The sequence below is a fragment of the Pseudomonas sp. KH_050 genome (assembly GCF_057838875.1).
In genome coordinates this window covers 1,122,774-1,146,938 of the sequence record NZ_CM174478.1, presented here as the reverse complement: position 1 = coordinate 1,146,938, position 24,165 = coordinate 1,122,774, and the positions used below count along the sequence as shown (strand labels likewise).

Sequence of the window (24,165 nt, the reverse complement as noted above, 5' to 3'; positions counted from 1 at the left end):
TGTCAAAGCATAGACGCCAATAAAGGCGCCGCAAATAGATTCAATAGCCCGGTCAGGACCATCACCAGCCCCGCCACCGAACCTTCTTCGCCCCCCACTTCATGGGCCCGACTGACCCCGGTGAACATCACGAAGACGGCGGTCAATTCCGGCACGCCACCCAGGTCATGGGCCAAAGACATGGCGAAGGGCGTGGTGATTGAGCGGACGCAGCGGTCAGGCGGACTTTCTCGCGGCGCTGGTGGCTGCGGGCCAGGGCGTGGTGTTACTGCCCAGAGTCGTCGCACGCGGCCTGGTCAGACCAGGCGTCGTGCGGTTGACACTGAAGGCGCCCGAGTATCTGCGCTGGGACATCGCCTTCATCTGGCGTCAGGGAGCGTATCTATCAAAAGCGGCGCAGGCCTGGCGGGCGCTGCTGCGCGAGTATCCGGTCAGTCGCGCAAAGCCTTGACCAACTGCGCCAGCCAAGGCTCGGCATCGGTTTGCGGGGTGACGCTTTCGCTGGCGTCCAGACGCAGCATTTCCTGGACTTCACGCAGGCCGAGTTCGGCGAACAGTTCACGCATCTGCTCGCCGCCGCCACAAAAAGTGTCACCGTAGCTGGAATCACCCAAACCGATCACTGCGCCTGGCAGGCCGCGCCAGGCCGCTGGTAATTGATCATGAATCATCGAGTACAGCGGTTGCAGGTTGTCCGGCAATTCACCCATGCCGGTGGTCGAGGTCACCGCCAGAAAAGCCTCGGGGCCAAAGGCCAGGATATCGGCCAGGCTCACGCGCGGGTTGTGCCAGGCCTCGAAACCTGCATCATTTAAAATTTTTGCAGCATGCCGGGCAACTTCTTCAGCCGTGCCGTATACCGAGCCGGAAAGAATGGCGACTTTCATCAATCTGATCCTGAAACTGAGTAAAAGAACAGGATATTAACAGCACGCGCACGAAAACCTGCGGGTGCCCCTCGATTCACGCTGACGGCAGGTGGACAGGAGGTAATAGAATGCTGCGCCCCAATCGACACAGGACGGACTCTATCGATGATCAATGCTCAATTGATGCAAATGGTGATAAACGCCTCCAACGACGGCATTGTGATCGCCGAAAAAGAAGGTGAAGACAACATTCTGATTTATGTAAATCCGGCATTCGAACGCCTGACGGGTTACAGCAGCGAAGAGATCCTGTATCAGGACTGCCGCTTTCTTCAGTCCGGTGACCGCGATCAACCGGCACTCGAGTTGATTCGCAAGGCGCTGGGTTCAGGCACAGCTTGCCGGGAAGTTTTGCGGAACTACCGTAAAGACGGCACACATTTCTGGAATGAACTGTCACTATCGACAGTGTTCAATGATGGCGATAGACAGACTTATTTCGTTGGCGTGCAAAAAGATGTCACCCTGCAGGTCAAGGCTCAGCGCCGGGTAGAAGAGCTTGAAGCGCAATTGGCAGAGGTCAAAGCCGAACTCGCAGCGCTAAAGGCGACGAACGGTTTAAACCAATCTGCGAATTAGGTGTCACTAACTACAATCACCAACGACTCTGTACTCTTTTTTTCGAGCAAACCATGCACCGCAACGCACTCCTGACCCAGGATGAGCTGGATTTTATCCAGACGATGCAGCACAACCCGCAGCTCAACGTGCGGGATGCAAACTCGAGCCTGCTGGTCAACGGTGGTTCACAGATTCGCGATTTGCTCACGCGCCTGGCCGCTCATGAGCAGGTGACCATCCAGGCAACCTTCGAAAATCAGCAAATGACCTTTCCGCTGCACCTGGTGGAAGACGAATTTCACGCGTTGCATTTGCGCCTCGGTGTGCCGAGCATTTATGAAGACGGGCCCATGGTCCGGCCATGGCGTTTGATGCTGGAGGAACCGGTTGCTCTGGAAAACGCCAAGGGCCAACCGGGGACACTGTGGGTCCACGAAATTTCGTTCAAAGGGGTGTTGCTGGAGATTCGCAACCGAACCAAGCCGCCGAAGCACTTCGCCCTTTGGTTCAGCCCTTCAGGTTACGAACGCATCGCTCTGCGTGGCACCTTCGAACGGGAAACCGAGCACGGCTATTACGCCTATTGTCTGAACCAGGGCGACAAGGACGAGACCGAGCGCCTGCGCCAGTACATTCTCCAGCAGCATCGCTTGACCCATCCCGCACTGCACGCCTGACGGCCACTCCTTCTCAGGTATCCAGTGTACCTGCCAGGAATCGTTGCAGGCGCTGCTGCATCACCAGACCATCGCTGCCAAGACACCCGATCGACGACCCCGCCAGACTCTCCTGCGCCAGATCCGCCACCTCACCCGCCAGCATTACCGGACAATTCAGGGTCATGGCCAGACGGCTCAAACGTCTGGGTAAATCGGGAGCCGGCGCATGGCTGGAGAACAGCACCAGCCCCTGAGGTTTGATTTTTTCGCAGACCAAGGCCAACTCATCGTACGGTTGCCCCACCGTCAGTACCCTGACACCGACCTCCGGGCTTCCCATGAACAAGGCAGCCACCAGCAATTCAAGCTCGCGACACTCTCTGACCTTGGCTGTCAGCAGCACCCGTTGCGGTTGCGAGCCGCGCAGCAACAGTAAACGTTGCACAACCCGAGCACGCAAGAAGCCATCCAGGAACAGCCACTCGCTGGTCTGACCAAAGGTATTTTGTTGTGGCACCAGCTGTTTCCAGAGAGGCATCAAAATGTCCTGAAACACCACAGTCTGTGGGTAACTGGAAAAAATCCGCCCATAAAGCCGTTCCAGTTGCAGGTCATCAAACGCACTGACAGCAGTCTTGAGTTGCATCTGCCATTGCCCATATTCGCTTTGGGCATCTTCACTGCAATAGTCATTGGACAGTGCTGGTGCCGCGCCGGTTTTGGCCAGGATCTTGTCGACCTTACTGACCGCAACCCCACGTTCAATCCAGCTGAGGATACTGCGCACTTTGTCGATATCGGTCATTGAGTACAACCGATGCCCACTCTCGGTACGTGTAGGAACTATCAACCCGTAACGTCGCTCCCAGGCGCGCAGGGTCACCGGGTTGACGCCTGTCAGCCGTGCCACCTCCCGGATCGGGAACAGGTGTTCCTGCTCAAGTTGGCGAGATTTCAGTGAAGCCGGGGCAAGTTCAGTAGTGACGGTCATCTGGGTACTGAGTCTCAGCCGATAAATTGGATCCGATTCTACGCTCAATCAGTACCGTTCATCCAAGGGGTGGATAGTCGATCAACACCACTGGTGTATTTGACGAAATCAGGAATAATCCTTGCTTGTACTTAAACGCAGCCCACCACCCCGGTGCTGCGTGCCGTGCGTGCCCTATCCGGGAGCGCACGCCTGCAATACGGAGATACATAATGTCTGCCTCACCTGTCACTTTGATGGTCGCGCGCCGCGTCGCCAATGGTCGTTACCAGGACTTGATCGCCTGGCTTGGCGAAGGCGAACAACTGGCCACCGACTTCCCCGGCTACCTCGGTTCTGGCGTGCTTGCGCCGCCGCCGGGTGATGACGAATTCCAGATCATCTTCCGCTTTTCCAATGAACAGACCTTGCATGCCTGGGAACACTCCGCCTCGCGCAGTGCCTGGCTGGTGCGGGGCAGCGACTTGTTCGCGCATCCTTCGGAACATCGGGTCAGCGGTATCGATGGCTGGTTTGGCGCCGTCGGTCAACGTCCACCCCGCTGGAAGCAGGCAGTGGCGATCTGGCTGGCATTCTTTCCGGTCTCGTTAATGTTCAACCTGCTGCTGGGTCCGTTACTGGGCGAGTTGGACCTGTTGAGCCGGGTATTGCTCAGCACCCTGGCCCTGACGCCATTGATGGTGTATTTCTTTATCCCGCTGTCCACCCGCCTGCTGGCAGGCTGGTTGAACACTGCACCTGCACGATCATCGCCCGGTGCAACTTGCGGGCTTGTCCGCGAAGAACGATGACCGGTTCTGCCTGACACTGCGCGGCGCTTGTTTCGCGGGCAATCGCGCTTCCACAAAGGCTCCATGGCTGTACACCCATGGTCGCTGGTATAGTTTTCCCTTACCTGCGAGCCGAGCCGTCAATGAATCTTTCTCCTGCCCCGATCCTGATCACCGGTGCCGGCCAGCGCGTCGGCCTGCATTGCGCGTTGCGGCTGCTGGAGGAAGGTCATCCGGTAATTATCAGTTACCGCAGCGAGCGGCCTGGCGTGCAAGCCCTGCGCGAACGCGGGGCCATTGCGCTGTTTGCCGACTTCTCCAGCGAAGCCGGCATCCTGGCGTTCATCGCCGAACTGAAAACCCACACCGATCGCCTGCGGGCGATAGTGCATAACGCCTCGGCCTGGCTGGCCGAAACGCCCGATAGCGAAACCGCCGCATTCACCCGGATGTTCAGCGTGCATATGCTTGCGCCCTATCTGATCAACCTGCATTGTGCTGACTTGCTGGAGCGCTCGAAGCCGGCGGACATCGTGCATATCAGCGACGATGTGACCCGCAAGGGCAGCAGCAGACACATCGCCTACTGCGCCAGCAAAGCCGGGCTCGACAGCCTGACCCTGTCCTTCGCGGCGAAATACGCCCCGCGGATCAAAGTCAATGGCATCGCCCCGGCCCTGCTATTGTTCAACCCCGAGGACGATGCAGCGTATCGCTCCAAGGCACTGGCCAAGTCCGCGCTGGGTATCGAACCCGGCAGCGAGGTGATTTACCAGAGCCTGCGCTATCTGCTGGACAACCCTTATGTCACAGGAACGACCCTGACAGTCAACGGCGGACGGCACCTCAAGTAAGCCGCCCCGCGAGGATGTTGTATGACGTTATCCCTACCCCAGAATTACCGCGAGATCCTGATCGGCCTGGGTGAAAATCCGGATCGCGAGGGTTTGCTCGACACTCCCGCCCGTGCAGCCAAGGCCATGCAGTACCTCTGTCATGGCTATGAACAAAGCGTGGAGGAGATCGTCAACGGGGCGCTGTTCGACTCTGATAACGACGAGATGGTGATCGTCGACAACATCGAACTCTACTCACTCTGCGAACATCATCTGCTGCCCTTCATCGGCAAGGCGCATGTGGCTTATATTCCAACCGGCAAGGTGCTGGGGCTGTCAAAGATCGCGCGGATCGTCGATATGTTCGCCCGCCGCCTGCAGATCCAGGAAAATCTCACCCGGGAAATCGCCGAGGCGGTTCAGCGCGTGACCCATGCCGCCGGTGTCGCGGTGGTGATCGAGGCCAAACACATGTGCATGATGATGCGCGGCGTCGAGAAGCAGAATTCGACCATGAACACCTCAGTGATGCTCGGCGCCTTTCGCGACTCGAGCACCACCCGCCAGGAGTTCCTGCAATTGATTGGACGGAGCAAGTAGCAATGCCACAACTTCAACCAGGAATGGCACGCATCCGGGTCAAGGACCTGTGTTTGCGTACCTATATCGGGATCAACGAGGACGAGATACTCAACAAGCAGGATGTGCTGATCAACCTGACCATCCTGTATGCCGCGCAGGATGCCGTGCGCGACAATGACATCGACCACGCGCTGAACTACCGGACCATCACCAAGGCGATCATTGCCCACGTAGAGGGCAACCGTTTTGCCCTGCTCGAGCGCCTGACCCAGGAATTGCTCGATCTGGTGATGAGCAACGTATCGGTACTGTACGCCGAAGTCGAAGTCGACAAACCCCATGCCCTGCGTTTTGCCGAGTCGGTGTCGATCACCCTCGCCGCAAGTCGCTGACCCGCGTCTGGCCAATTGCCCGCCAGACTTTTATCATCCGCGCCACGATAGATCGCACAGAGCCCATCATGACCGAGCAACAACGCCTCGAACTCGAAGCCGCCGCCTTCCGCCGCCTGGTCGCGCACCTGGATAGCCGCAAGGATGTGCAAAACATCGACCTGATGAACCTCGCCGGATTCTGCCGCAACTGCCTGTCCAAGTGGTACAAGGCCGAGGCCGACGATCGCCGGATCGAGGTCAGCATGGACGATGCCCGTGAAGTGGTTTACGGCATGCCGTACGCCGAATGGAAAGCCAAATACCAGCAAGAAGCCAGCGCCGAACAGCAAGCGGCGTTCGCCAAAGGAAAAACCCATGACTGATCTGAACACCCTGCGCGCCAGCCTGAAAAGCGGCGAACACGCTTTCGCCGATACCCTGGCGTTTATCGCCGCGGGCTACGATTACCAGCCTCAGGCCTTCAACAACGGCGGTGTGGAAAACGCTGCCGGGCAAAACGAAGGTTCGTGCAAGACCCTGGGTCTGGCGCTGCTGGAAGGCTTGAGCGACGAAGAAGCCTTGCTGGCATTCGGTGAGCATTATCGCTCAGTGGTAGCGACCCCGGATGGCAGCGACCACGGCAACATCCGCGCGTTGATCGCTCATGGGTTGGCAGGAGTGACGTTCGTAGCACAGCCACTGCAGCGCCGCTGATTGGAAGATCAAAAGATCGCAGCCTGCGGCAGCTCCTACGGGGGGCGTACAACCGGTCAATCACGGGTGTACAGGGTCAGCGCAGGAGCTGGCGAAGCCTGCGATCTTTTCGAAAGTTGCAGAGATTGAAGCCAATTGCAGATCATAAAAAAACCGGCTTTCGCCGGTTTTTTTTCATTTCATCAGATTCAGAACCTGGCGTTCTGCAGATCGTCCAGATAACGCTCAGCATCCAGTGCAGCCATGCAGCCGGCGCCGGCCGAGGTGATGGCCTGACGGTAAACGTGGTCAGCCACGTCACCGGCGGCAAAGATACCTTCGAGGCTGGTCGCGGTGGCATTGCCTTCACGCCCGCCCTGCACTACCAGATAGCCGTCTTTCAATGTCAGCTGACCTTCGAACAACGAAGTGTTCGGGGTGTGGCCGATCGCGATGAACACGCCGTCGACTTTCAGCTCGTCGAAGCTGCCATCGTTGTTCTTCAGGCGCGCGCCGGTCACGCCCATGTTGTCGCCCAGCACTTCGTCGAGGGTCGAATTCAGCTTGAGGACGATCTTGCCCTCGGCAACCCGCGCGTGCAGTTTGTCGATCAGGATCTTCTCGGCGCGGAAGGTTTCGCGACGATGGATCAGCGTGACCTTGCTGGCGATGTTGGCCAGGTACAGTGCTTCCTCAACGGCGGTATTGCCGCCGCCGACCACGGCCACTTCACGGTTGCGGTAGAAGAAACCATCGCAGGTGGCGCAGGCCGAAACGCCTTTGCCCATGAAGGCTTCTTCCGAAGGCAGACCCAGGTAACGGGCGCTGGCGCCGGTGGCGATGATCAGTGCGTCGCAGGTGTAAGTAGCGCTGTCACCGGTCAGGGTGTAAGGCTTGGCGGCGAAATCGACAGCGTTGATGTGGTCGAACACGATTTCGGTTTCAAAACGCTCGGCATGCTCTTTCATGCGGTCCATCAACGCCGGGCCGGTCAGGCCATGGACATCGCCCGGCCAGTTGTCGACTTCAGTGGTGGTGGTCAGTTGGCCGCCGGCCTGCATGCCGGTGATCAGCAAAGGCTTGAGGTTGGCACGGGCGGCATAGACCGCAGCGCTGTATCCGGCAGGGCCGGAACCGAGAATAATCACTCGCGAATGACGTACATCAGACATGACTCACTCCTATTGACCGGCCCGGGACTCTGGCGCGGAACGCCGGAAACCGGCTGGAATAAAAAAAGGACTGCGAAAGCACTTGGGGAAGGCTTGAACCCGACAGTCCTGAAAAATATGGATGCAGCGTATCGAGGGGGCGAAGATTAAGGAAATACGGATTAACAATCCAGCTCATAGGCGGTCTCTATCTCCATGAAGCGGATTTAAGGACGCCTTTGTTACAGTTAATGTCGACGCCAGTGCCGCGCTTTCGCCTGCAAGGTAAAGCCGGTAAGGTCGGCGCGTTTACCCATTGCAAGGACTCTGTTATGCCCGCCCCCGTTCTGTCCGGCCCGCAATACCTGCGCGAAGGCCTGAAGCTGGTCTTGAGCCCCGGCCTTCGTTTATTTGTCCTTTTACCGCTGGCGATCAACCTGGTGCTGTTCGTCGGATTGATCTATCTGGCCAGCCATCAGTTCAGCCTGTGGGTCGATACCCTGATGCCGTCGCTGCCAGATTGGCTGAGTTTCCTCAGCTACCTGATCTGGCCGCTGTTCGTGGTGCTGGTGGTGCTGATGGTGTTCTTCACCTTCACCATGCTGGCCAACGTCATCGCCGCGCCGTTCAATGGTTTTCTCGCGGAAAAAGTCGAAGTGGTGGTACGCGGCACCGATGACTTCCCGGCCTTCAGCTGGGGTGAATTGTTTGCCATGGTCCCCCGCACCCTGGCGCGTGAAATGCGCAAGCTCGGCTATTTCCTGCCGCGAGCCATTGCATTGTTCATCCTCTCGTTCATCCCCGTGCTCAACCTGGTCGCCGCGCCACTGTGGCTGCTGTTCGGCGTGTGGATGATGGCGATCCAATACATCGACTACCCGGCGGACAACCACAAGCTCGGCTGGAACGAAATGCTCGCCTGGCTGCGGGAGAAACGCTGGCAGAGCCTGAGCTTCGGTGGAATCGTCTATCTGGTGCTGCTGATTCCGCTGGTCAACATCCTGATGATGCCGGCAGCGGTGGCCGGGGCGACCTTGTTCTGGGTGCGTGAGCGCGGCGCTGAGAACCTGGTGGTCAACCAGCGCTGATCTCGTCACAAATCCATCATCGTGCTGACACAATGACGACATGGCCTCAGCCGACACTGAGGTCATGACGACAGCTCTGCGTATCTCTCTGATCACCGAAACCTTCCCTCCGGAAATCAATGGCGTGGCCAATACTCTTGGGCGCTTTTACGACGGCTTGCGCGCGCGCGGGCATCAGGTCGAACTGATCCGGCCACGTCAGCACCATGACCAGGGCCCGCCAGGTGACGAACAACTGCTGCTCTGTCGCGGCTGGCCGCTGCCCGGCTATCCCGGCTTGCAATGGGGGGTTTGCTCGATGCACAAGTTGCTGCGGCGCTGGAAGCGCCAGCGGCCGGATGTGCTGTACATCGCCACCGAAGGACCGATGGGCCTGGCGGCACTCCGGGCTGCTCGACGCCTGGGCATCTCGGTGGTCAGTGGCTTCCACACCAACTTTCAGCAGTACACCAGCCAGTACGGCCTGAGCCTGCTGACCCGGCTGCTGACGCACTATCTGCGCTGGTTTCACAACCGTTCGCAATTGACCCTGGTGCCCAGCGCCAGCCAGCGCATGGAGCTGGAGCGCAGGAGCTTCGAACGCCTGGCGCTGCTCTCCCGTGGCGTCGACAGCCAGCTGTTTCACCCGGCCAAACGTCTGAATGCGCTGCGTGAATCCTGGGGCCTGGAGGATAACGATATTGCCGTCATCCACGTAGGACGCCTCGCACCGGAGAAGAACCTCGGGTTGCTCAAGCGCAGTTTCGACGCCTTGCAGGCTGCTTATCCACAGCGGCGGATGAAATTGGTGGTGGTCGGTGATGGTCCGCAACGCGCAGCGCTGGAGCAGGAACTGCCGGACGGGATTTTTTGCGGCACACAACGCGGGGAAGCACTGGCAAGCCACTATGCGTCTGGGGATCTGTTTCTGTTCCCAAGCCTGACCGAAACCTTCGGCAACGTGGTGCTTGAGGCGCTGGCTTCTGGCCTGGGGGTGGTGGCATACGATCAGGCGGCGGCGGGGCAACACATTCGACATGGTTACAGCGGCGTGCTGGCCATGCCCGGCGACGAGGATGCGTTCTGCGATGTGGCGTGCTGGTTGCTGGAGGAGCACGAAACCTTGCGGCGGGTACGCCTCAATGCCCGCCAACATGCCAGCCGACAAGGTTGGGCGGCGGTGATTGAGCAGTTGGAAAGCCAATTGCGTGGGGCTTGTCAGGAAGAGCCGGTGGTCCGTGGCATTGGGGCAAGCCCCCTTGCCACAGGGGCTGTCCAGACGCCGCTTAAACCAGGCTCATCAACGCCTCACGGCTGAACGGCAGGATGTCCTGCTCACGGCCTTCACGCACTTTCAGCGCCCAGTCCGGGTCGACCAGCAGCGCGCGGCCGACGGCAACCAGGTCGAATTCTTCGTTGTTCAGACGCTCCAGCAGTTTCCCCAGGCTCGCCGGCTGGGCGACCTTGTCGGTGTTGACCATGAACTGCAGGAATTCACCGTCCAGGCCAACGCTGCCCACGGTGATGGTCGGCTTGCCGGTCAGCTTGCGGGTCCAGCCGGCCAGGTTCAGCTCGGAACCGTCGAACTCTGGCTCCCAGAAACGTCGCGTCGAGCAGTGGAAAATATCCACACCGGCGTCGGACAACGGTTGGAGGAACTCACCCAAGGCTTCCGGGGTTTGCACCAGACGAGCCGTGTAGTTCTGCTGCTTCCATTGGGAGAAGCGGAAAATGATCGGGAATCCCGGGCCGACCGCGGCGCGTACGGCCTGAATCAGCTCGATGGCGAAACGTGAACGATTGGCCAGGCTGCCGCCATATTCGTCGGTGCGCTGGTTGCTGCCCTCCCAGAAGAACTGATCCACCAGATAGCCGTGGGCACCGTGAATCTCCACACCGTCCATGCCGATGCTCTGAGCGTCTTTGGCGGCCTGGGCGAACGCGTCGATGACGTCCTTTATGTCTAGTTGAGTCATGCCATGCACGACGACCTGGCCGTCCTTGAGCTTTTCCGAAGGACCATAGCCTGGCACGCTGGCATCCGGCTCGGTGCCGATACGCCGAACGCTACCCACGTGCCACAGCTGCGGAACAATCTTGCCGCCTTCAGCGTGCACTGCATCGACGACTTTCTTCCAGCCAGCCAATGCCGTTTCACCGTAGAAATGCGGAACGTTCGGGTAGCCATTGGAAGCCTTGTGATCGACGGTAGTGCCTTCGGTGATGATCAGACCCACGCCAGCGGCGGCCCGACGACGGTAGTACTCGATGACTTTCGGGTTCGGCACGCCGCCCGGGGAGAAAGACCGGGTCATCGGCGCCATGACGACGCGGCTCGGCAGTTCGAGGTTGCCAAGATTGAACGGTTTGAACAGGGCTTTGACGGGCATGGGGCGCTCCACGAAAACAGTATCGACGGGACGGAAGTTTTATGACGGCGATAATATTGAGAGCCGCACGACTTGAGAAGCACTATTGATTTCGGTGATTGAGGGGTAGAAGGCGGGGATGCAGGAGAAACAAAAGATCGCAGCGCGTGTAGGAGCTGCCGAAGGCTGCGATCTTTTGATCTTTTGATCTTTTGATCTTTTGATCTTTGCTGTCTGCGTTTCAGCCCAGCGCTTTTTCGATGGCCTGAACAACTGCAGGATCATCGGGAGTGGTCCGTGGCGAGAAACGCGCCAGCACACGTCCGTCCTTACCCAGCAGGAATTTCTCGAAGTTCCAGGTGATTTCACCCGGGAACTCCGCACCCTCGCCCGCCAACAGGCGATACAAGGAGTGACGATCTTGCCCGTTGACCTCGAGCTTGCTGCTCAAGGGAAACGTCACGTTGTAGTTGAGGCTGCAAAACTCTTTGATCTCTGCTTCGGAGCCTGGTTCCTGTCCGGCAAATTGATTGCACGGCAAGCCCAGCACACTGAAACCTTGATCCTTGTAGCGTTGATAAAGCGCTTCAAGCTCTTTGTATTGTGGAGTCAAGCCACACTTGGAGGCGACGTTGACCACCAGCACGACTTTCCCCTTCAACGGCGCGAGAGGTAGGTCCTGGCCATCCAGAGCTTTCAATGTTAGGTCGTGAAAAGCACTCATGACGAACTCCAAATTTCCCGTGTTCTTCTCGAAATAGCTACTCGACAGTGCAGCGCATTGCAGTCAGGAACAGCCGCGGACTAAAAAGGCGCCCACGGGCGCCTCTCCAGAATTCTGAGCTTAGCGCAGAAAATCAGTGGTGGTGACCACCTTCGCCATGGACGTGACCATGAGCGATTTCTTCCTGGCTGGCATCGCGGATATCAACGATTTTGACCTGGAAATTCAAATGCTGGCCAGCCAACGGGTGGTTGCCGTCGACGGTAACCTCGTCGCCGTCCAGGTCACGGATGGTGACGATCTGCATTTGGCCGTCCGGAGCGGAGGCGTGGAACTGCATGCCCACTTCCAGTTCGTCGACGCCTTCGAACATGCTGCGGCTCAGGGTGCTGACCAGTTCGGCTGAGTATTCGCCGTAGGCATCTTCAGGTTCTACGGCAACAGTCAGTTCGTCACCGACCTTTTTGCCTTCCAGAGCCTTCTCCAGGCCCGGAATGATGTTACCTGCGCCTTGCAGGTAGACCAGCGGCGCGCCGCCGGCGGAGCTGTCGATGACCTCACCAGCGTCGTTGGTCAGGGTATAGTCGATGGAGACAGCCTTATTGGCGGCGATCAGCATGGGGCGAGACCTTTTGCAAAAGAATAAAGAATGTTCAAGTTTAGCGAAGCAAACGCCCGAAAGCGAACAGAACCCGGACAAACGGGTCGCTTCGAAAGGCTCGACGATCATTGGCTTTCGTCAAGATGAAGATCGGCACTGGGTTGTCGAGCTGTCCTGCGGCCACACCCAGCACCTGCGCCACCAGCCACCGTGGCAATCCCGGGGCTGGGTGATGGATCCTGTGCGACGTCAGGAAAAAATAGGTCAGCCCTTTGCCTGCGGTTGGTGTGCTCAAGGCCCGGATAGCGATAACCTTAGCGATTGATATCCGGTAGATGGCCAGGCATAGGCGATCACCCTTGCGCACATTCCGAGAATCTCGCATGCAGACTTTTTTTATCGCGCCCACCGATTTTGGTGTGGGTCTGACCTCCATCAGCCTCGGGCTGGTGCGTACCCTTGAACGGGCCGGGCTTAAAGTCGGCTTTTTCAAACCCATTGCCCAGCCCCACCCGGGCGACCTGGGACCTGAGCGGTCGACTGAACTGGTGGCCCGCACCCATGGCCTGAAACCACCAAAACCGCTGGGCCTGGCCCATGTCGAACGAATGCTCGGCGATGGCCAGCTGGACGAGTTGCTGGAAGAAATCATTACCCTGTACCAGGAAGCGGCCATCGGCAAAGACGTGCTGATTGTCGAAGGCATGGTCCCGACCCGTAGCGCCAGCTATGCCGCGCGGGTCAACCTGCACCTGGCGAAAAGCCTGGATGCCGAGGTGATCCTGGTGTCCGCGCCGGAAAACGAAGTACTCACCGAGCTGTCAGGGCGGGTCGAGTTGCAAGCCCAGTTGTTCGGTGGACCGAAAGACCCGAAAGTCCTCGGCGTGATCCTGAACAAGGTCCGCACCGATGAAAGCATGGAGGCCTTCGCCGCGCGCCTGAAAGAACACTCGCCTTTGCTGCGCAGTGGCGACTTCCGGCTGCTCGGCTGCATCCCCTTCCGGCCGGAACTGAACGCCCCGCGCACCCGTGATGTGGCCGACCTGCTTGGCGCCCAGGTGCTCAACCCCGGTGACTACGAAACCCGGCGCATGAGCAAAATCATCATCTGTGCCCGGACCATGCGCAACACGGTCGAGCTGCTCAAGCCCGGCGTACTGGTGGTTACCCCAGGGGATCGCGACGACATCATCCTCGCCGTCAGCCTCGCAGCCATAAACGGCGTGCCGCTGGCCGGCCTGTTGCTGACCAGCGATACCCTGCCCGACCCACAGATAATGGATCTGTGCCGGGGCGCCTTGCAGGCCGGCCTACCGGTGCTGTCGGTGAGCACTGGCTCCTACGACACCGCCAACCAGTTGAACGGGCTGAACAAGGAAATCCCGATCGATGACCGTGAACGCGCGGAAATCATCACCGATTTCGTCGCTGGCCATCTGGATGCGAAATGGCTGCATCAACGCTGCGGCACACCACGGGAAATGCGCCTGACTCCGGCGGTGTTCCGTTACCAACTGATCCAGCGCGCCCAGGCCGCCAACAAGCGCATTGTCTTGCCGGAAGGCAGCGACCCACTGACCGTGCAGGCCGCCGCCATCTGTCAGGCCCGCGGCATTGCCCGTTGCGTATTGCTGGCCAAGCCCGACGATGTGCAAGCGGTGGCCCGCGCCCAAGGCATCGAGCTGCCGGAAGGTCTGGAGATTCTCGATCCGGACCTGATTCGTCAGCGTTATGTCGAGCCGATGGTCGCCCTGCGCAAAACCAAAAGCCTCAACGCGCCGATGGCCGAACAGCAACTGGAAGACACTGTGGTGATCGGCACCATGATGCTGGCGCTGGATGAAGTGGATGGCCTGGTCTCGGGAGTCATTCACTCCACCGCCAACACCATCCGCCCGGCCCTGCAGCTGATAAAGACCGCACCGGGCTGCACCTTGGTCTCGTCGGTGTTTTTCATGCTGTTCCCGGAGCAGGTGCTGGTCTATGGCGACTGCGTGATGAACCCGCATCCAAGCGCCACTGAACTGGCCGAGATCGCCCTGCAAAGTGCAGATTCGGCGGCGGCGTTCGGCATCACCCCTCGGGTGGCGATGATCAGCTATTCCAGCGGCGAATCGGCCAGCGGCGAAGAAGTCGAAAAGGTCCGCGAAGCCACCCTGCTGGCCCATGAAGCACAAAACTTACTGCTGATCGACGGCCCGTTGCAATACGACGCAGCGGCCAACGAATCGGTCGCCCGGCAACTGGCGCCGAACAGCCAGGTCGCCGGCCGTGCCACGGTGTTCGTGTTCCCCGACCTGAACACCGGCAACACCACCCACAAGGCCGTGCAGCGCAGCGCCGATTGCGTCAGCCTCGGGCCGATGCTGCAAGGCCTGCGCAAGCCGGTGAACGACCTGCCGCGCGGCGCACAAGTCGACGACATCGTCTACACCATCGCCCTGACCGCGATTCAAGCCGCCAACCGACCTATGGATGTTTAAATGCTGGATTCTCTACCTGCACCTGTACGCGGCGTGATCGCCGCACTGCTGTTGGCGCTGAACACTATCCTCTGCTGCACGCCGCTGTTCGTGGTGGCGATCTTCAAACTGCTGTTGCCCTTCCCGGCTGCCCAACGCGTCACCGACTGGCTGATGAGCCACATCCATGAAGCGTGGATCAGCAACAACAAGGCCTGGATGGATTTGCTCGGGCACACACGCTGGAAGCTCAGCGGGCTCGACGGCCTGGACTATCAGCACTCTTACCTGATCACCAGCAACCACCAGAGCTGGGTCGACATCATGGTGTTGCAGTACGTGCTGAACCGGCGCATCCGCCCGCTGAAATTTTTCCTCAAACAGGAACTGATCTGGGTCCCCGTGATTGGTCTGGCGTGGTGGGCGCTCGGCTTTCCGTTCATGAAGCGTTACTCCAAAGCCTATCTGGAGAAGCACCCCGAGAAGAAAGGCAAAGACCTGGAAACCACCCGCAAGACTTGCGACAAGTTCCGCAATAACCCGGTGGGGATTTTCAACTTCGTCGAAGGCACGCGCTTCACCAAGGGCAAGCACGCACAGCAGAGCTCTCCATTCCGTTACCTGCTTAAACCCAAGGCCGGTGGTATCGCGTTTGTGCTGGATGCTATGGGCGAACAGTTGGAGTCGATCGTCAACGTCACCATTCATTACCCGGCCGGACGCCCGGGTTATTGGGATTTGCTGTGCGGGAATGTCAAGGATGTGGTGGTGCATTTTCAGGAACTGAATATTCCGCCGCAGTTCATTGGCAAGAATTACGACCAGGATGGCGAGTATCGCTTGCAGTTTCAGGGGTGGATCAATCAGTTGTGGGAAGATAAGGATGCGCTGCTTGCGCAGATGCATCGGGAGTATCCGGCGAAGTCTTGAATGGTCAGTACTGGCCTCTTCGCTGGCAAGCCAGTTCCTACAGGGGATGGCATTTCCCATGGAGCTGGCTTGCCAGCGATAGCGATTTCAGGAGCTCAAAAAAACCAGGCCATTTATAGATGCGAGCCGCTAAACATAACCGTCACTTCCTCCTGTACAGCAACCATATTCATCACCATTGTTGTCAGAGCCACCACTTCCGTCACCGAAATCAAGTGGACCGATGGACATAAGGCCCTGCCAGTTTTGTTACGGAGGTCACATTCGCAACCACAGCGCCTGTTTGCGCCGTTTGATTCAACAATACCATTCCGGCCCCATTGACCAAAAACTGATCTGATACTGCCGTCGCGCCCGAGCCAACAGTTACACCATCATTAACAACACCTACAAATATTACGGCTTTCCCTGCCATAATTTACTCCTTGATAACAGTTTTAAACGCAAGCGTCATTCTTACCTGGTCACACTTCACAGAAGGCGATCTCGCAGCATGTGGAATTCGCCCATCGAAAATCACCACCCGCCGTGATTTAGGCAGCACAGACTTGATGATGTTTTCTTTCTTATCATCATAGAAAACAAGCTCCCCTCCCCAGGACGTGGGCCAATGCTCATTACAGAAAACGATCACTGTCAACCCTGGATGCGTTTTGTTATCCCTATGAATGATCGTGTCTTGACCGAACGTCTGCCCATTTGCATAAACGCCCAGTAACGTAATATTGAAGTCATGTAATGTTGACAACCTTTCCCAAAACCCGATCAGGAAACGCCATGAATCGTTGCTGTTCAGTTCTTCGACACAAGACTGTCGATCAGGACGACCTTTACCAGCAACAAACACATGCCAACATGGTTTAACGAAGGGGAGCTCCTCATAATTTGGCCAGTTGTATCTCCAGACCGCACCTTTAAGCTGAACGTTTATGCTTTCCTCTTCACTTTGAGTTAAGAATTCGTCGATTATAAATACTTCATTATCAATCTGCTCGATTTTCACGCGCTATCCTTTTCGCTAAAAATCTATTCCAAACACCATGTTTTAAAAGCACAAATAGCAAATACAGAGACAGAAAACCCCATGTAATAATTACAAAATAATTTACAAAATTGTTGTATCGCACCCACTGCTGAATATCTTGACGACTTATTAACAACCCTAGCTCATTATCATACACCCCCCAAACAAATCGCTTACTCCGATCCGGCTCTACAGCAACCCACAGCTTTCGCGACTTACTCAAATCCAAGTGCTGGACCTCACGAGTAGAAGCTTCGATAACATGATCATACGCTTCATCGTCTGGTCCAACCCTGAGATATACATTCGACGTAGTTTTTGAAACTCTCGAAATATCCCTATATATAAAAGCGCTTTCCAAAACTACTTTTTTTGGAACCGAAGGAATTTCCACCATCTTGCCAAAGTGATACGAGGAAACAACAAAAAAATATATCAAAATAATTATTAGAAAAATAATTTCAAAAACACTCGGTACATACTCCTCAGGAATATCGAATATTTTATATTGCACACCACAACTCCCCGAACGCCGACACAAGCAGCTCTAATGCACGCGCACACGCCTTATATACAACTTAGAATCGAGCTCACTCACCCTAAAAACAACACTATCCAATTTCCAGATTAATAAAACCTACCCATTTCCGATATTCTTGTAGTCCAAATCCGATAGCGCTAATGATGCTGGCAGTTCATACGCATGTCAGAATTTGCGGATGGGTTGCCGGACGTCCGGGTATTGGGATTTGCTCAATGGGAACATCGCGGGCGTGCTGGTGCATTTTCAGGAGCTGAGAATTCCGCCGCAGTTCATCGGCAAGAACTACGACCAGGACGGCGAATACCGACTGCAGTTTCAGGGCTGGATCAACCAACTGTGGGAAGACAAGGATGCGCTGCTGACGCAGATGCATCGGGAGTATCGAGCCTAAGATCAAAAGATCGCAGCCTGCGGCAGCTCCTACGAGGAAGGTGCACACCCGATCAATCGCGGTTGCATACGGACAATGTGGGAGCTGCCGCAGGCTGCGATCTCGACGATTAAAAGGACACAAAAAAACCCGCCGTTGATCACTCAACGGCGGGCTTTTTACAGTGCAGCTAACGCTTAGATCGCGCCGCGGTTACGCAGCAGTTCCAGCACTTGCTTGACACTCTCTTCCAGCGACAGCGACTGGGTGTCGACCACAAGGTCGGCGTCCAGTGGCACGTCGTACGGGAAAGAGTCGCCAGGGATATTATCCCCGGCCGCCGCATACAGGCCTTGCGGATCGCGCTCGGCACAGATTGTCGGCGAGGCCTGGACGTAGACCGTCAGCAGACGCTCCTTGCCGATCAGGTCCCTGGCCTGCTCACGACCTTCGGCACTCGGCGCAACGAATGCAGCCAGGGTCAGCAGACCGGCTTCGTTGAACTGGCGGGCAACATGTGCCGCACGACGCCAGTTCTCGGTACGACCGGCGCGGTCCTGTGGCAGACCTTTGTTCAGGTCGTGACGCAGGTTCTGGCCATCGAGCACAAATACCGCACGCCCCATGTCGAACAGCTTGCGTTCAACTGCATAGGCCAGGGTGCTTTTACCCGCGCCGGACAAGCCGCTGAACAACACGGTGGCCGGTTGCTGGCCGAAGCGCTGGGCGCGTTCTTCGACCGCTACATGCGCCAGCTTGCCATGGTGAGTGACGCTGTCGTGAGCCACAGGCCGGGCGATGATCATGCCCGCTGCGACAGTGCCATTGGTCAAACGGTCGATGACGATGAACGAACCGGTGGTGCGGTTGCTGTCGTAACCGTCCAGCGCGATGGCCGCATCGAGGCTGATCTTGACCCGACCGATCTCGTTCAGCTGCAACGAACTGGCAGGACCTTCGGCCAGGGTGTTCACATCGACGCGATTGACGATGCTGGTGATCGAACCCGGCACGTAGGTGGTAGCGCGCTTGATGTCGTATTTCTTGCCCGGCAGCATCGGTTCTTCAGCCATCCACACCAACATGGCGTCGAAAGCGTCGGTTACTTGCGGCACGTTGTCGGCATGCACCAGCAAGTCGCCACGGGAGATATCGATCTCGTCTTCCATGGTCAGCGTCACCGCCTGACCAGGACCTGCGTGTTCCAGCTCCCCGTCAAAGGTGACGATGGATTTGACCCGGCTGCTCTTGCCCGACGGCAGCACCACGACTTCATCGCCCTTGTGCACGATGCCGCTGGCCAGGGTACCGGCGAAGCCACGGAAGTTCAGGTTCGGACGGTTGACGTACTGCACCGGGAAGCGCAAATCGGTGTAGTTGCGGTCGTTGGCGATCTCGACGGTTTCGAGAATCTCCATCAGCGACTGACCGGTGTACCAAGGCGAACTGTCGCTCTTGTTCACTACGTTGTCGCCTTTGAGTGCCGACATTGGAACGAACGCCATGGTGCTCGGCTTGAACGCAATGCCTTCGGCGAACTTCAGGTAATCGGCCTTGATCGACTCGAAGACTTTTTCATCAAAGCCATTGAGGTCCATCTTGTTGATGGCGACGACGATGTGCTTGATCCCCAGCAGCGAGGCAATAAAGCTGTGACGACGGGTCTGGGTCTGCACGCCGTAGCGGGCATCCACCAGAATGATCGCCAGGTCGCAGGTCGATGCGCCGGTAGCCATGTTGCGGGTGTACTGCTCATGGCCAGGGGTATCGGCAATGATGAATTTGCGCTTGGCGGTGGAGAAATAGCGGTAGGCGACATCAATGGTGATGCCCTGCTCGCGCTCGGCCTGCAGGCCGTCGACGAGCAACGCCAGGTCGATATCATCGCCTGTGGTGCCGACTTTTTTCGAGTCGCGGGTAATGGCTTCCAGATGGTCTTCGTAGATCATCTTGGAGTCGTGCAGCAGGCGCCCGATCAGCGTGCTCTTGCCGTCGTCGACGTTGCCACAGGTAAGAAAGCGCAGCATTTCCTTGCGTTCGTGCTGGCCCAGATAGGCGAGGATGTCCTCGCTGATCAAATCAGATGCGTGCGACATGACAACCCCTTAGAAATAACCCTGACGTTTCTTTTCTTCCATCGAGCCTGCGCCATCATGATCGATGACCCGGCCCTGGCGTTCGGAAGTTCGCGTCAGGAGCATTTCCTGAATGATGTCGGTCAGGCTGGTAGCCTCGGACTCGACCGCACCGGTCAACGGGTAGTCGCCCAGTGTGCGGAAGCGGACTTTCTTCTTGACGATACGCGCCTTGTCTTCATCGCTCAGGTGATTGAGCAGACGCTCGTCGTCGATCATGATCCAGGTGCCGTTCATCTCGATGACATCGCGCTCGGCGGCGAAGTACAAGGGTACGATCGGGATCCCTTCGAGGTAGATGTACTGCCAGATGTCCAGCTCGGTCCAGTTCGACAAAGGGAACACGCGGATCGATTCGCCCTTGTTGACGTTGCCGTTGTAGACGTTCCACAACTCGGGACGCTGATTCTTCGGGTCCCAGCGGTGTTTGGTGTCACGGAAGGAGTACACGCGCTCTTTGGCACGGGACTTCTCTTCATCGCGACGGGCACCACCGAAGGCGGCGTCGAAACCGTACTTGTCCAAAGCCTGCTTGAGGCCTTCGGTCTTCATGATGTCGGTGTGCTTGGCACTGCCGTGGGTCAGCGGGTTAATGCCCTGAGCTATGCCCTCGGGATTGACGTGCACCAGCAGGTCCAGGCCCAGCTCTTCGACCATGCGGTCGCGGAAGCGGTACATTTCCTTGAACTTCCACTGGGTGTCGACGTGCATCACCGGGAACGGCAGTTTGCCCGGGAAGAACGCCTTACGCGCAAGGTGCAGCATCACGGCGGAGTCTTTACCGACGGAATACAGCATCACCGGGTTATCGAACTCGGCGGCGACCTCGCGGATGATGTGGATGCTTTCGGCCTCCAGCTGTTTCAGATGCGTCAGTTTGTCGACCATAGCTACTCACGAAAACGATCTTATGGACGGCCAGCGGGCCGTGTTCGAGCGAGGCATGCTAGCACAGCGTCCGCTTCTATTGAGGAGGCCAGCTAGATCGAAAGAGTATATGAATATACCCGGGTGTTTGGGCCCCACACCTTATAAGAGCTGCGTAAGAGCCGCGTAGGAGCTGTGTAGGAGCTGCGTAGGAGCTGTCGAGTGAAACGAGGCTGCGATCTTTTGATCTTTCGCTTGGGACTCAAGTGGACCTGGAAAGATCGCAGCCTCGTTTCACTCGACAGCTCCTACAGAAATCAAATCGGATTCGGGCAATCGATGAAGATGTGCTCGAGGGCAAAGCGCCGCGCCAGATAATCTCCCAGCGCCTGCACGCCGTAGCGCTCGGTGGCGTGGTGGCCGGCGGCGATAAAGCTGATGTCGTTTTCCCGGGCGCTGTGGAAGGTCTGTTCCGAGGCTTCGCCACTCAGGTACAGGTCGACACCGGCCAACACCGCTTGATCGATATAACCCTGGCCGCCACCGGTGCACCAGCCGACACGCCGGATCATCTCGCTGCCTTCGATCAGCAGCGGTTCGCGCCCCATGACTTCCTGTACGCGCCGGGCAAAATCGCGCGCGGTCATGGGTTCGGACAACGAGCCGACCAGGCCGACGACCTTGAGGTCATTCGGGTCCAGCGGACCTTCGACAGTAATATCCAACTGCCGAGCAAGCTGCACGTTGTTGCCAACCTCAGGATGCAAGTCCAGTGGCAGGTGGTATGCCAGCAAACTGATGTCATGCTTGAGCAAGGTTTTCAGCCGGCGCTGCTTCATGCCGGTGATGCACGGATTCTCGCCCTTCCAGAAATAGCCATGATGCACCAGCACCAAATCAGCCTTGGCCTCCACTGCCGCGTCGAGCAACGACTGGCTGGCGGTGACGCCGCTGACGATGCGCATGACCTGTGGCCGACCTTCGACCTGCAAGCCGTTGGGGCAGTAATCGGCAATCCGCGAACTACTGAGGTAACGGTCTGCTTCTTCTACCAGGGTGTTCAGGGCAACGGCCATAAAAGACTCCTAAATATCCCGTTCAGAGGTGCTCGCACGCCTCTATAATGCGCGACATTATGGGCGGTCTCACACCCCCTGCAACCTCTCAGGACTTGCTTAATGCTCAAGGCGCTGCGTTTTTTTGGCTGGCCGCTGTTGGCCGGCGTGCTTATCGCGTTGCTGATTATTCAGCGTTATCCGCAGTGGGTGGGGCTGCCAAGCCTTGACGTCAACCTGCAGCAAGCCCCGCAAACTACCCTGGCCCAGCAGGGCCCCGTGTCCTACGCCGACGCGGTAACCATCGCCGCGCCGGCGGTGGTCAACCTGTACACCACCAAGGTGATCAACAAACCCAGCCATCCATTGTTCGAGGATCCGCAGTTCCGACGCTTCTTCGGCGATAACCTGCCCAAGCAGAAGCGCATGGAGTCCAGCCTCGGCTCGGGCGTGATCATGAGCCCTGAAGGCTACCTGCTGACCAACAACCATGTCACCAGCGGCGCCGACCAGATCGTGGTGGCGCTCAAGGATGGTCGCGAAACCCTGGCGCGGGTGATCGGCAGCGACCCGGAAACAGACCTGGCGGTACTGAAAATCGATCTGAAGAACTTGCCTTCGATCACCGTTGGCCGCTCCGACAACATCCGCATCGGCGATGTCGCGCTGGCCATCGGCAACCCGTTCGGCGTAGGCCAGACCGTCACCATGGGCATTATCAGCGCCACCGGGCGAAACCAGTTGGGCCTGAACAACTACGAAGACTTCATTCAGACCGACGCCGCGATCAACCCGGGCAACTCCGGAGGTGCGCTGGTAGACGCCAATGGCAACCTGACCGGGGTCAACACGGCGATCTTCTCCAAGTCCGGCGGCTCCCAGGGCATTGGATTCGCAATCCCGATCAAGCTGGCCATGGAGGTGATGAAATCGATCATCGAGCACGGCCAGGTCATCCGCGGCTGGCTCGGTATTGAAGTGCAGCCCTTGAGCCAGGAACTGGCAGAATCCTTTGGCCTCTCCGGGCGCCCGGGCATCGTGGTCGCCGGGATTTTCCGCGACGGTCCAGCACAGAAGGCCGGCCTGCAACTGGGTGACGTGATCCTCAGCATCGACGGCGAACCGGCCGGCGACGGACGCCGCTCGATGAACCAGGTGGCGCGGATCAAGCCGACCGACAAGGTCAGCATCCAGGTCATGCGCAACGGCAAGGAACTCAAGCTCACCGCGGAGATTGGTCTGCGTCCACCGCCCGCAACTACTCCCGTCAAAGAGCAGGAATAAACCCGTAGATACCGTCTTGACCCTCACCGGGCAAACGCAAGGTTCGGGTCAAATGGTTGGCACGATTCGAGCACCCCAAAGATGATGTGGCAACGCGGGCAGTGCGGCGATCCGACTTGCTCGCGATATAGGTTTAGAGGTCGCCCAGACCATCGATCAACGCCTGGTTCTGCTCCGGCGTGCCGATGCTGATCCGCAGGAACTGGGCGATCCGCTCCTGTTTGAAGTGACGGACAATCACCCCCTGCTCGCGCAACTTAGCCGCCAGGCCAGCCGCATCGTGCTGTGGATGACGGGCGAAGATGAAGTTCGCCGCTGACGGCAGCACCTCGAAACCCTTCGCGGTCAGTTGAGCAACCACCTGTTCACGGCTGTCGATAACCAACTGACAAGTCTTGTCGAAGTACTCGCGATCCTCGAACGCCGCCGCCGCGCCCACAATCGCCAGACGATCCAGCGGGTAGGAGTTGAAGCTGTTCTTGATCCGCTCCAGCGCCTCGATAAGGTCTGGATGGCCGACTGCCAGACCGACCCGCAGGCCCGCCAGGGAGCGCGATTTGGACAAGGTCTGGGTCACCAGAAGATTCGGATAACGATCCACCAGGCTGATCGCCGTCTCGCCACCGAAGTCGATGTAGGCTTCATCGACCACCACCACCGAATCCGGGCTGGCCTTGAGGATTTGCTCGACTGCGTCCAGCGCCAACAGGCAACCGGTCGGGGCGTTCGGATTCGGGAAAATGATCCCGCCGTTCGGCTTGGCGTAGTCTTCCGGGTTGATCTGGAACTGCTCGTTCAGCGGCACGGTATCAAACTTGATGCCATACAACCCGCAGTAAACCGGGTAGAAGCTGTAGCTGATGTCCGGGAACAGCAGCGGCTGATCGTGTTGCAGCAAGCCGTGGAAGATGTGCGCCAGGACTTCATCGGAACCATTGCCGAGAAACACCTGATTGCCCTGCACGCCGTAGTACCTGGCAACGGCTTGTTTCAGCACATCACTGTTCGGGTCCGGGTACAGACGCAGGTTGTCATTGAGTTCGGTCTGCATCGCCGCCAGGGCTTTAGGCGATGGTCCGTACGGGTTTTCGTTGGTGTTGAGCTTTACCAGCTTCGCCAGTTTCGGCTGTTCGCCCGGAACGTAAGGCACCAGATTCTTGACGAATGGGCTCCAGAATTTACTCATG

Annotated in this window: 27 protein-coding genes and 3 pseudogenes; 16 read left to right on the top strand and 14 right to left on the bottom strand. The window is 57.9% G+C overall.

The features are described 5' to 3' along the window. Window positions 1–2: 2 nt before the first annotated feature. A pseudogene (locus tag AC3IUA_RS05350) lies at window positions 3–206 on the bottom strand (LrgB family protein); the annotation flags it as partial. On the opposite strand from AC3IUA_RS05350, the pseudogene AC3IUA_RS05345 reads away from it, so the two are divergent. Continuing rightward, a pseudogene (locus tag AC3IUA_RS05345) lies at window positions 206–451 on the top strand (LysR substrate-binding domain-containing protein); the annotation flags it as partial. The pseudogenes AC3IUA_RS05350 and AC3IUA_RS05345 sit on opposite strands and share 1 nt — an antisense overlap. Here AC3IUA_RS05345 and AC3IUA_RS05340 read toward each other — a convergent pair. Continuing rightward, entirely contained in the window at window positions 432–887 is a 456-nt protein-coding gene (locus AC3IUA_RS05340; protein WP_489359463.1) for a flavodoxin, read from the bottom strand. The pseudogene AC3IUA_RS05345 and the gene AC3IUA_RS05340 overlap by 20 nt on opposite strands. A 147-nt stretch (window positions 888–1,034) precedes the next feature. On the opposite strand from AC3IUA_RS05340, the gene AC3IUA_RS05335 reads away from it, so the two are divergent. Together AC3IUA_RS05335 and AC3IUA_RS05330 are read left to right on the top strand one after the other, a co-directional pair. Continuing rightward, the gene (locus AC3IUA_RS05335; RefSeq protein WP_489359462.1) at window positions 1,035–1,508 is read left to right on the top strand and encodes a PAS domain-containing protein; all 474 of its coding nucleotides are present in this window, start codon (window positions 1,035–1,037) and stop codon (window positions 1,506–1,508) included. 53 nt (window positions 1,509–1,561) lie between these two features. Further along, window positions 1,562–2,167 (top strand): hypothetical protein, encoded by a 606-nt coding sequence (locus AC3IUA_RS05330; RefSeq protein WP_489359461.1) that lies wholly within the window; start codon window positions 1,562–1,564, stop codon window positions 2,165–2,167. A 13-nt stretch (window positions 2,168–2,180) separates the two neighbouring features. On the opposite strand, the gene AC3IUA_RS05325 is transcribed toward AC3IUA_RS05330, so the two are convergent. Continuing rightward, a complete protein-coding gene (locus tag AC3IUA_RS05325) occupies window positions 2,181–3,140 on the bottom strand; it encodes a MerR family transcriptional regulator (RefSeq protein WP_489359460.1) in 960 nt (319 codons plus the stop codon). A 212-nt stretch (window positions 3,141–3,352) separates the two neighbouring features. On the opposite strand from AC3IUA_RS05325, the gene AC3IUA_RS05320 reads away from it, so the two are divergent. The 6 genes from AC3IUA_RS05320 (at window position 3,353) to AC3IUA_RS05295 (ending at window position 6,416) form a co-directional block, all read left to right on the top strand. Then, a complete protein-coding gene (locus tag AC3IUA_RS05320) occupies window positions 3,353–3,931 on the top strand; it encodes an antibiotic biosynthesis monooxygenase (protein WP_489359459.1) in 579 nt (192 codons plus the stop codon). Window positions 3,932–4,053: 122 nt separating this feature from the next. Next, the gene (gene folM, locus AC3IUA_RS05315) at window positions 4,054–4,764 is read left to right on the top strand and encodes a dihydromonapterin reductase (protein ID WP_489359458.1); all 711 of its coding nucleotides are present in this window, start codon (window positions 4,054–4,056) and stop codon (window positions 4,762–4,764) included. Between the two features lie 21 nt (window positions 4,765–4,785). Then, window positions 4,786–5,346, top strand: coding sequence for a GTP cyclohydrolase I FolE (gene folE / locus AC3IUA_RS05310; protein WP_489359457.1), 561 nt, complete (start codon window positions 4,786–4,788; stop codon window positions 5,344–5,346). Between the two features lie 2 nt (window positions 5,347–5,348). Then, on the top strand, window positions 5,349–5,720 hold the full coding sequence (gene folX / locus AC3IUA_RS05305; RefSeq protein WP_489359456.1) for a dihydroneopterin triphosphate 2'-epimerase: 372 nt from the start codon (window positions 5,349–5,351) through the stop codon (window positions 5,718–5,720). Window positions 5,721–5,788: 68 nt separating this feature from the next. Further along, window positions 5,789–6,085, top strand: a complete 297-nt coding sequence (locus AC3IUA_RS05300; RefSeq protein WP_150640609.1) for a DUF1244 domain-containing protein — start codon at window positions 5,789–5,791, stop codon at window positions 6,083–6,085. Then, on the top strand, window positions 6,078–6,416 hold the full coding sequence (locus AC3IUA_RS05295) for a HopJ type III effector protein (RefSeq protein WP_489359454.1): 339 nt from the start codon (window positions 6,078–6,080) through the stop codon (window positions 6,414–6,416). Before AC3IUA_RS05300 ends, AC3IUA_RS05295 begins: the two co-directional genes overlap by 8 nt. Window positions 6,417–6,604: 188 nt before the next feature. On the opposite strand, the gene trxB is transcribed toward AC3IUA_RS05295, so the two are convergent. Beyond that, window positions 6,605–7,567, bottom strand: coding sequence for a thioredoxin-disulfide reductase (gene trxB, locus AC3IUA_RS05290; RefSeq protein WP_489359453.1), 963 nt, complete (start codon window positions 7,565–7,567; stop codon window positions 6,605–6,607). Window positions 7,568–7,878: 311 nt separating this feature from the next. Here trxB and cysZ point away from each other — a divergent pair, with 311 nt between their 5' ends. Together cysZ and AC3IUA_RS05280 are read left to right on the top strand one after the other, a co-directional pair. Continuing rightward, a complete protein-coding gene (cysZ, locus tag AC3IUA_RS05285; protein WP_489359452.1) occupies window positions 7,879–8,634 on the top strand; it encodes a sulfate transporter CysZ in 756 nt (251 codons plus the stop codon). A 40-nt stretch (window positions 8,635–8,674) separates the two neighbouring features. Beyond that, window positions 8,675–9,931: a glycosyltransferase family 4 protein gene (locus AC3IUA_RS05280; RefSeq protein ID WP_489359451.1), complete on the top strand. Its 1,257-nt coding sequence runs from the start codon at window positions 8,675–8,677 to the stop codon at window positions 9,929–9,931. Here AC3IUA_RS05280 and AC3IUA_RS05275 read toward each other — a convergent pair. From AC3IUA_RS05275 to AC3IUA_RS05265, 3 genes are all read right to left on the bottom strand, one after another. Beyond that, window positions 9,900–11,003: an NADH:flavin oxidoreductase gene (locus AC3IUA_RS05275; RefSeq protein WP_489359450.1), complete on the bottom strand. Its 1,104-nt coding sequence runs from the start codon at window positions 11,001–11,003 to the stop codon at window positions 9,900–9,902. The two genes, AC3IUA_RS05280 and AC3IUA_RS05275, sit on opposite strands and share 32 nt — an antisense overlap. Before the next feature lie 220 nt (window positions 11,004–11,223). Beyond that, window positions 11,224–11,706, bottom strand: a complete 483-nt coding sequence (locus tag AC3IUA_RS05270; RefSeq protein WP_489359449.1) for a glutathione peroxidase — start codon at window positions 11,704–11,706, stop codon at window positions 11,224–11,226. Between the two features lie 133 nt (window positions 11,707–11,839). After that, the gene (locus tag AC3IUA_RS05265) at window positions 11,840–12,325 is read right to left on the bottom strand and encodes an FKBP-type peptidyl-prolyl cis-trans isomerase (RefSeq protein ID WP_150805884.1); all 486 of its coding nucleotides are present in this window, start codon (window positions 12,323–12,325) and stop codon (window positions 11,840–11,842) included. Here AC3IUA_RS05265 and AC3IUA_RS05260 point away from each other — a divergent pair. The 3 genes from AC3IUA_RS05260 to yihG are packed head-to-tail and all read left to right on the top strand — an operon-like array spanning window position 12,294 to window position 15,699. Further along, complete coding sequence (locus AC3IUA_RS05260) at window positions 12,294–12,632, top strand: DUF3565 domain-containing protein (protein ID WP_489359448.1); 339 nt, start codon at window positions 12,294–12,296, stop codon at window positions 12,630–12,632. The two genes, AC3IUA_RS05265 and AC3IUA_RS05260, sit on opposite strands and share 32 nt — an antisense overlap. Before the next feature lie 58 nt (window positions 12,633–12,690). After that, window positions 12,691–14,790, top strand: coding sequence for a phosphate acetyltransferase (gene pta / locus AC3IUA_RS05255; RefSeq protein ID WP_489359447.1), 2,100 nt, complete (start codon window positions 12,691–12,693; stop codon window positions 14,788–14,790). Next, entirely contained in the window at window positions 14,791–15,699 is a 909-nt protein-coding gene (yihG, locus tag AC3IUA_RS05250; RefSeq protein WP_489359446.1) for a 1-acylglycerol-3-phosphate O-acyltransferase, YihG family, read from the top strand. It begins immediately after the preceding gene. 211 nt (window positions 15,700–15,910) lie between these two features. Here yihG and AC3IUA_RS05245 read toward each other — a convergent pair whose 3' ends face one another. Genes AC3IUA_RS05245 through AC3IUA_RS05235 form a run of 3 tightly spaced genes read right to left on the bottom strand, consistent with a single transcriptional unit; the run spans window position 15,911 to window position 17,237 of the window. Then, window positions 15,911–16,114 (bottom strand): hypothetical protein, encoded by a 204-nt coding sequence (locus AC3IUA_RS05245; protein WP_489359445.1) that lies wholly within the window; start codon window positions 16,112–16,114, stop codon window positions 15,911–15,913. Window positions 16,115–16,117: 3 nt separating this feature from the next. Then, the gene (locus tag AC3IUA_RS05240; RefSeq protein ID WP_489359444.1) at window positions 16,118–16,702 is read right to left on the bottom strand and encodes a 2OG-Fe(II) oxygenase; all 585 of its coding nucleotides are present in this window, start codon (window positions 16,700–16,702) and stop codon (window positions 16,118–16,120) included. Then, window positions 16,683–17,237 (bottom strand): hypothetical protein, encoded by a 555-nt coding sequence (locus tag AC3IUA_RS05235; protein ID WP_489359443.1) that lies wholly within the window; start codon window positions 17,235–17,237, stop codon window positions 16,683–16,685. The genes AC3IUA_RS05240 and AC3IUA_RS05235 overlap by 20 nt, the downstream gene beginning before the upstream one ends. Before the next feature lie 223 nt (window positions 17,238–17,460). On the opposite strand from AC3IUA_RS05235, the pseudogene AC3IUA_RS05230 reads away from it, so the two are divergent. Further along, window positions 17,461–17,658 (top strand): annotated as a pseudogene (locus AC3IUA_RS05230) (acyltransferase); the annotation flags it as partial. 176 nt (window positions 17,659–17,834) lie between these two features. Here the strand turns inward: AC3IUA_RS05230 and cysN are convergent. The 3 genes from cysN to AC3IUA_RS05215 form a co-directional block, all read right to left on the bottom strand. Then, window positions 17,835–19,733: a sulfate adenylyltransferase subunit CysN gene (gene cysN / locus AC3IUA_RS05225; RefSeq protein WP_489359442.1), complete on the bottom strand. Its 1,899-nt coding sequence runs from the start codon at window positions 19,731–19,733 to the stop codon at window positions 17,835–17,837. A 9-nt stretch (window positions 19,734–19,742) separates the two neighbouring features. After that, window positions 19,743–20,660 carry a sulfate adenylyltransferase subunit CysD gene (gene cysD, locus AC3IUA_RS05220; RefSeq protein WP_489359441.1) on the bottom strand — a complete coding sequence of 306 codons (918 nt, stop codon included), beginning with the start codon at window positions 20,658–20,660 and terminating at the stop codon, window positions 19,743–19,745. A gap of 296 nt (window positions 20,661–20,956) precedes the next feature. Beyond that, window positions 20,957–21,715: a Nif3-like dinuclear metal center hexameric protein gene (locus tag AC3IUA_RS05215; protein ID WP_489359440.1), complete on the bottom strand. Its 759-nt coding sequence runs from the start codon at window positions 21,713–21,715 to the stop codon at window positions 20,957–20,959. 102 nt (window positions 21,716–21,817) lie between these two features. Here AC3IUA_RS05215 and algW point away from each other — a divergent pair, with 102 nt between their 5' ends. Further along, window positions 21,818–22,978: a Do family serine endopeptidase AlgW gene (gene algW, locus AC3IUA_RS05210; RefSeq protein WP_489359439.1), complete on the top strand. Its 1,161-nt coding sequence runs from the start codon at window positions 21,818–21,820 to the stop codon at window positions 22,976–22,978. A gap of 133 nt (window positions 22,979–23,111) precedes the next feature. Here the strand turns inward: algW and hisC are convergent, their stop codons facing one another. Beyond that, complete coding sequence (gene hisC, locus AC3IUA_RS05205) at window positions 23,112–24,164, bottom strand: histidinol-phosphate transaminase (RefSeq protein ID WP_489359438.1); 1,053 nt, start codon at window positions 24,162–24,164, stop codon at window positions 23,112–23,114. Window position 24,165 lies beyond the last annotated feature (1 nt).

Coding starts and splice junctions, on each gene's coding strand:
- trxB (WP_489359453.1), bottom strand. CDS start 7,567: ATGTCTGATGTACGTCATTCGCGAGTGATTATTCTCGGTTCCGGCCCT.
- pta (WP_489359447.1), top strand. CDS start 12,691: ATGCAGACTTTTTTTATCGCGCCCACCGATTTTGGTGTGGGTCTGACC.
- AC3IUA_RS05295 (WP_489359454.1), top strand. CDS start 6,078: ATGACTGATCTGAACACCCTGCGCGCCAGCCTGAAAAGCGGCGAACAC.
- cysN (WP_489359442.1), bottom strand. CDS start 19,733: ATGTCGCACGCATCTGATTTGATCAGCGAGGACATCCTCGCCTATCTG.
- AC3IUA_RS05300 (WP_150640609.1), top strand. CDS start 5,789: ATGACCGAGCAACAACGCCTCGAACTCGAAGCCGCCGCCTTCCGCCGC.
- folX (WP_489359456.1), top strand. CDS start 5,349: ATGCCACAACTTCAACCAGGAATGGCACGCATCCGGGTCAAGGACCTG.
- hisC (WP_489359438.1), bottom strand. CDS start 24,164: ATGAGTAAATTCTGGAGCCCATTCGTCAAGAATCTGGTGCCTTACGTT.
- AC3IUA_RS05340 (WP_489359463.1), bottom strand. CDS start 887: ATGAAAGTCGCCATTCTTTCCGGCTCGGTATACGGCACGGCTGAAGAA.
- cysD (WP_489359441.1), bottom strand. CDS start 20,660: ATGGTCGACAAACTGACGCATCTGAAACAGCTGGAGGCCGAAAGCATC.
- AC3IUA_RS05265 (WP_150805884.1), bottom strand. CDS start 12,325: ATGCTGATCGCCGCCAATAAGGCTGTCTCCATCGACTATACCCTGACC.
- AC3IUA_RS05245 (WP_489359445.1), bottom strand. CDS start 16,114: ATGGCAGGGAAAGCCGTAATATTTGTAGGTGTTGTTAATGATGGTGTA.
- AC3IUA_RS05215 (WP_489359440.1), bottom strand. CDS start 21,715: ATGGCCGTTGCCCTGAACACCCTGGTAGAAGAAGCAGACCGTTACCTC.
- AC3IUA_RS05270 (WP_489359449.1), bottom strand. CDS start 11,706: ATGAGTGCTTTTCACGACCTAACATTGAAAGCTCTGGATGGCCAGGAC.
- AC3IUA_RS05260 (WP_489359448.1), top strand. CDS start 12,294: ATGGAGACAGCCTTATTGGCGGCGATCAGCATGGGGCGAGACCTTTTG.
- folM (WP_489359458.1), top strand. CDS start 4,054: ATGAATCTTTCTCCTGCCCCGATCCTGATCACCGGTGCCGGCCAGCGC.
- cysZ (WP_489359452.1), top strand. CDS start 7,879: ATGCCCGCCCCCGTTCTGTCCGGCCCGCAATACCTGCGCGAAGGCCTG.
- AC3IUA_RS05320 (WP_489359459.1), top strand. CDS start 3,353: ATGTCTGCCTCACCTGTCACTTTGATGGTCGCGCGCCGCGTCGCCAAT.
- AC3IUA_RS05275 (WP_489359450.1), bottom strand. CDS start 11,003: ATGCCCGTCAAAGCCCTGTTCAAACCGTTCAATCTTGGCAACCTCGAA.
- AC3IUA_RS05325 (WP_489359460.1), bottom strand. CDS start 3,140: ATGACCGTCACTACTGAACTTGCCCCGGCTTCACTGAAATCTCGCCAA.
- folE (WP_489359457.1), top strand. CDS start 4,786: ATGACGTTATCCCTACCCCAGAATTACCGCGAGATCCTGATCGGCCTG.
- yihG (WP_489359446.1), top strand. CDS start 14,791: ATGCTGGATTCTCTACCTGCACCTGTACGCGGCGTGATCGCCGCACTG.
- AC3IUA_RS05330 (WP_489359461.1), top strand. CDS start 1,562: ATGCACCGCAACGCACTCCTGACCCAGGATGAGCTGGATTTTATCCAG.
- AC3IUA_RS05335 (WP_489359462.1), top strand. CDS start 1,035: ATGATCAATGCTCAATTGATGCAAATGGTGATAAACGCCTCCAACGAC.
- AC3IUA_RS05280 (WP_489359451.1), top strand. CDS start 8,675: ATGGCCTCAGCCGACACTGAGGTCATGACGACAGCTCTGCGTATCTCT.
- algW (WP_489359439.1), top strand. CDS start 21,818: ATGCTCAAGGCGCTGCGTTTTTTTGGCTGGCCGCTGTTGGCCGGCGTG.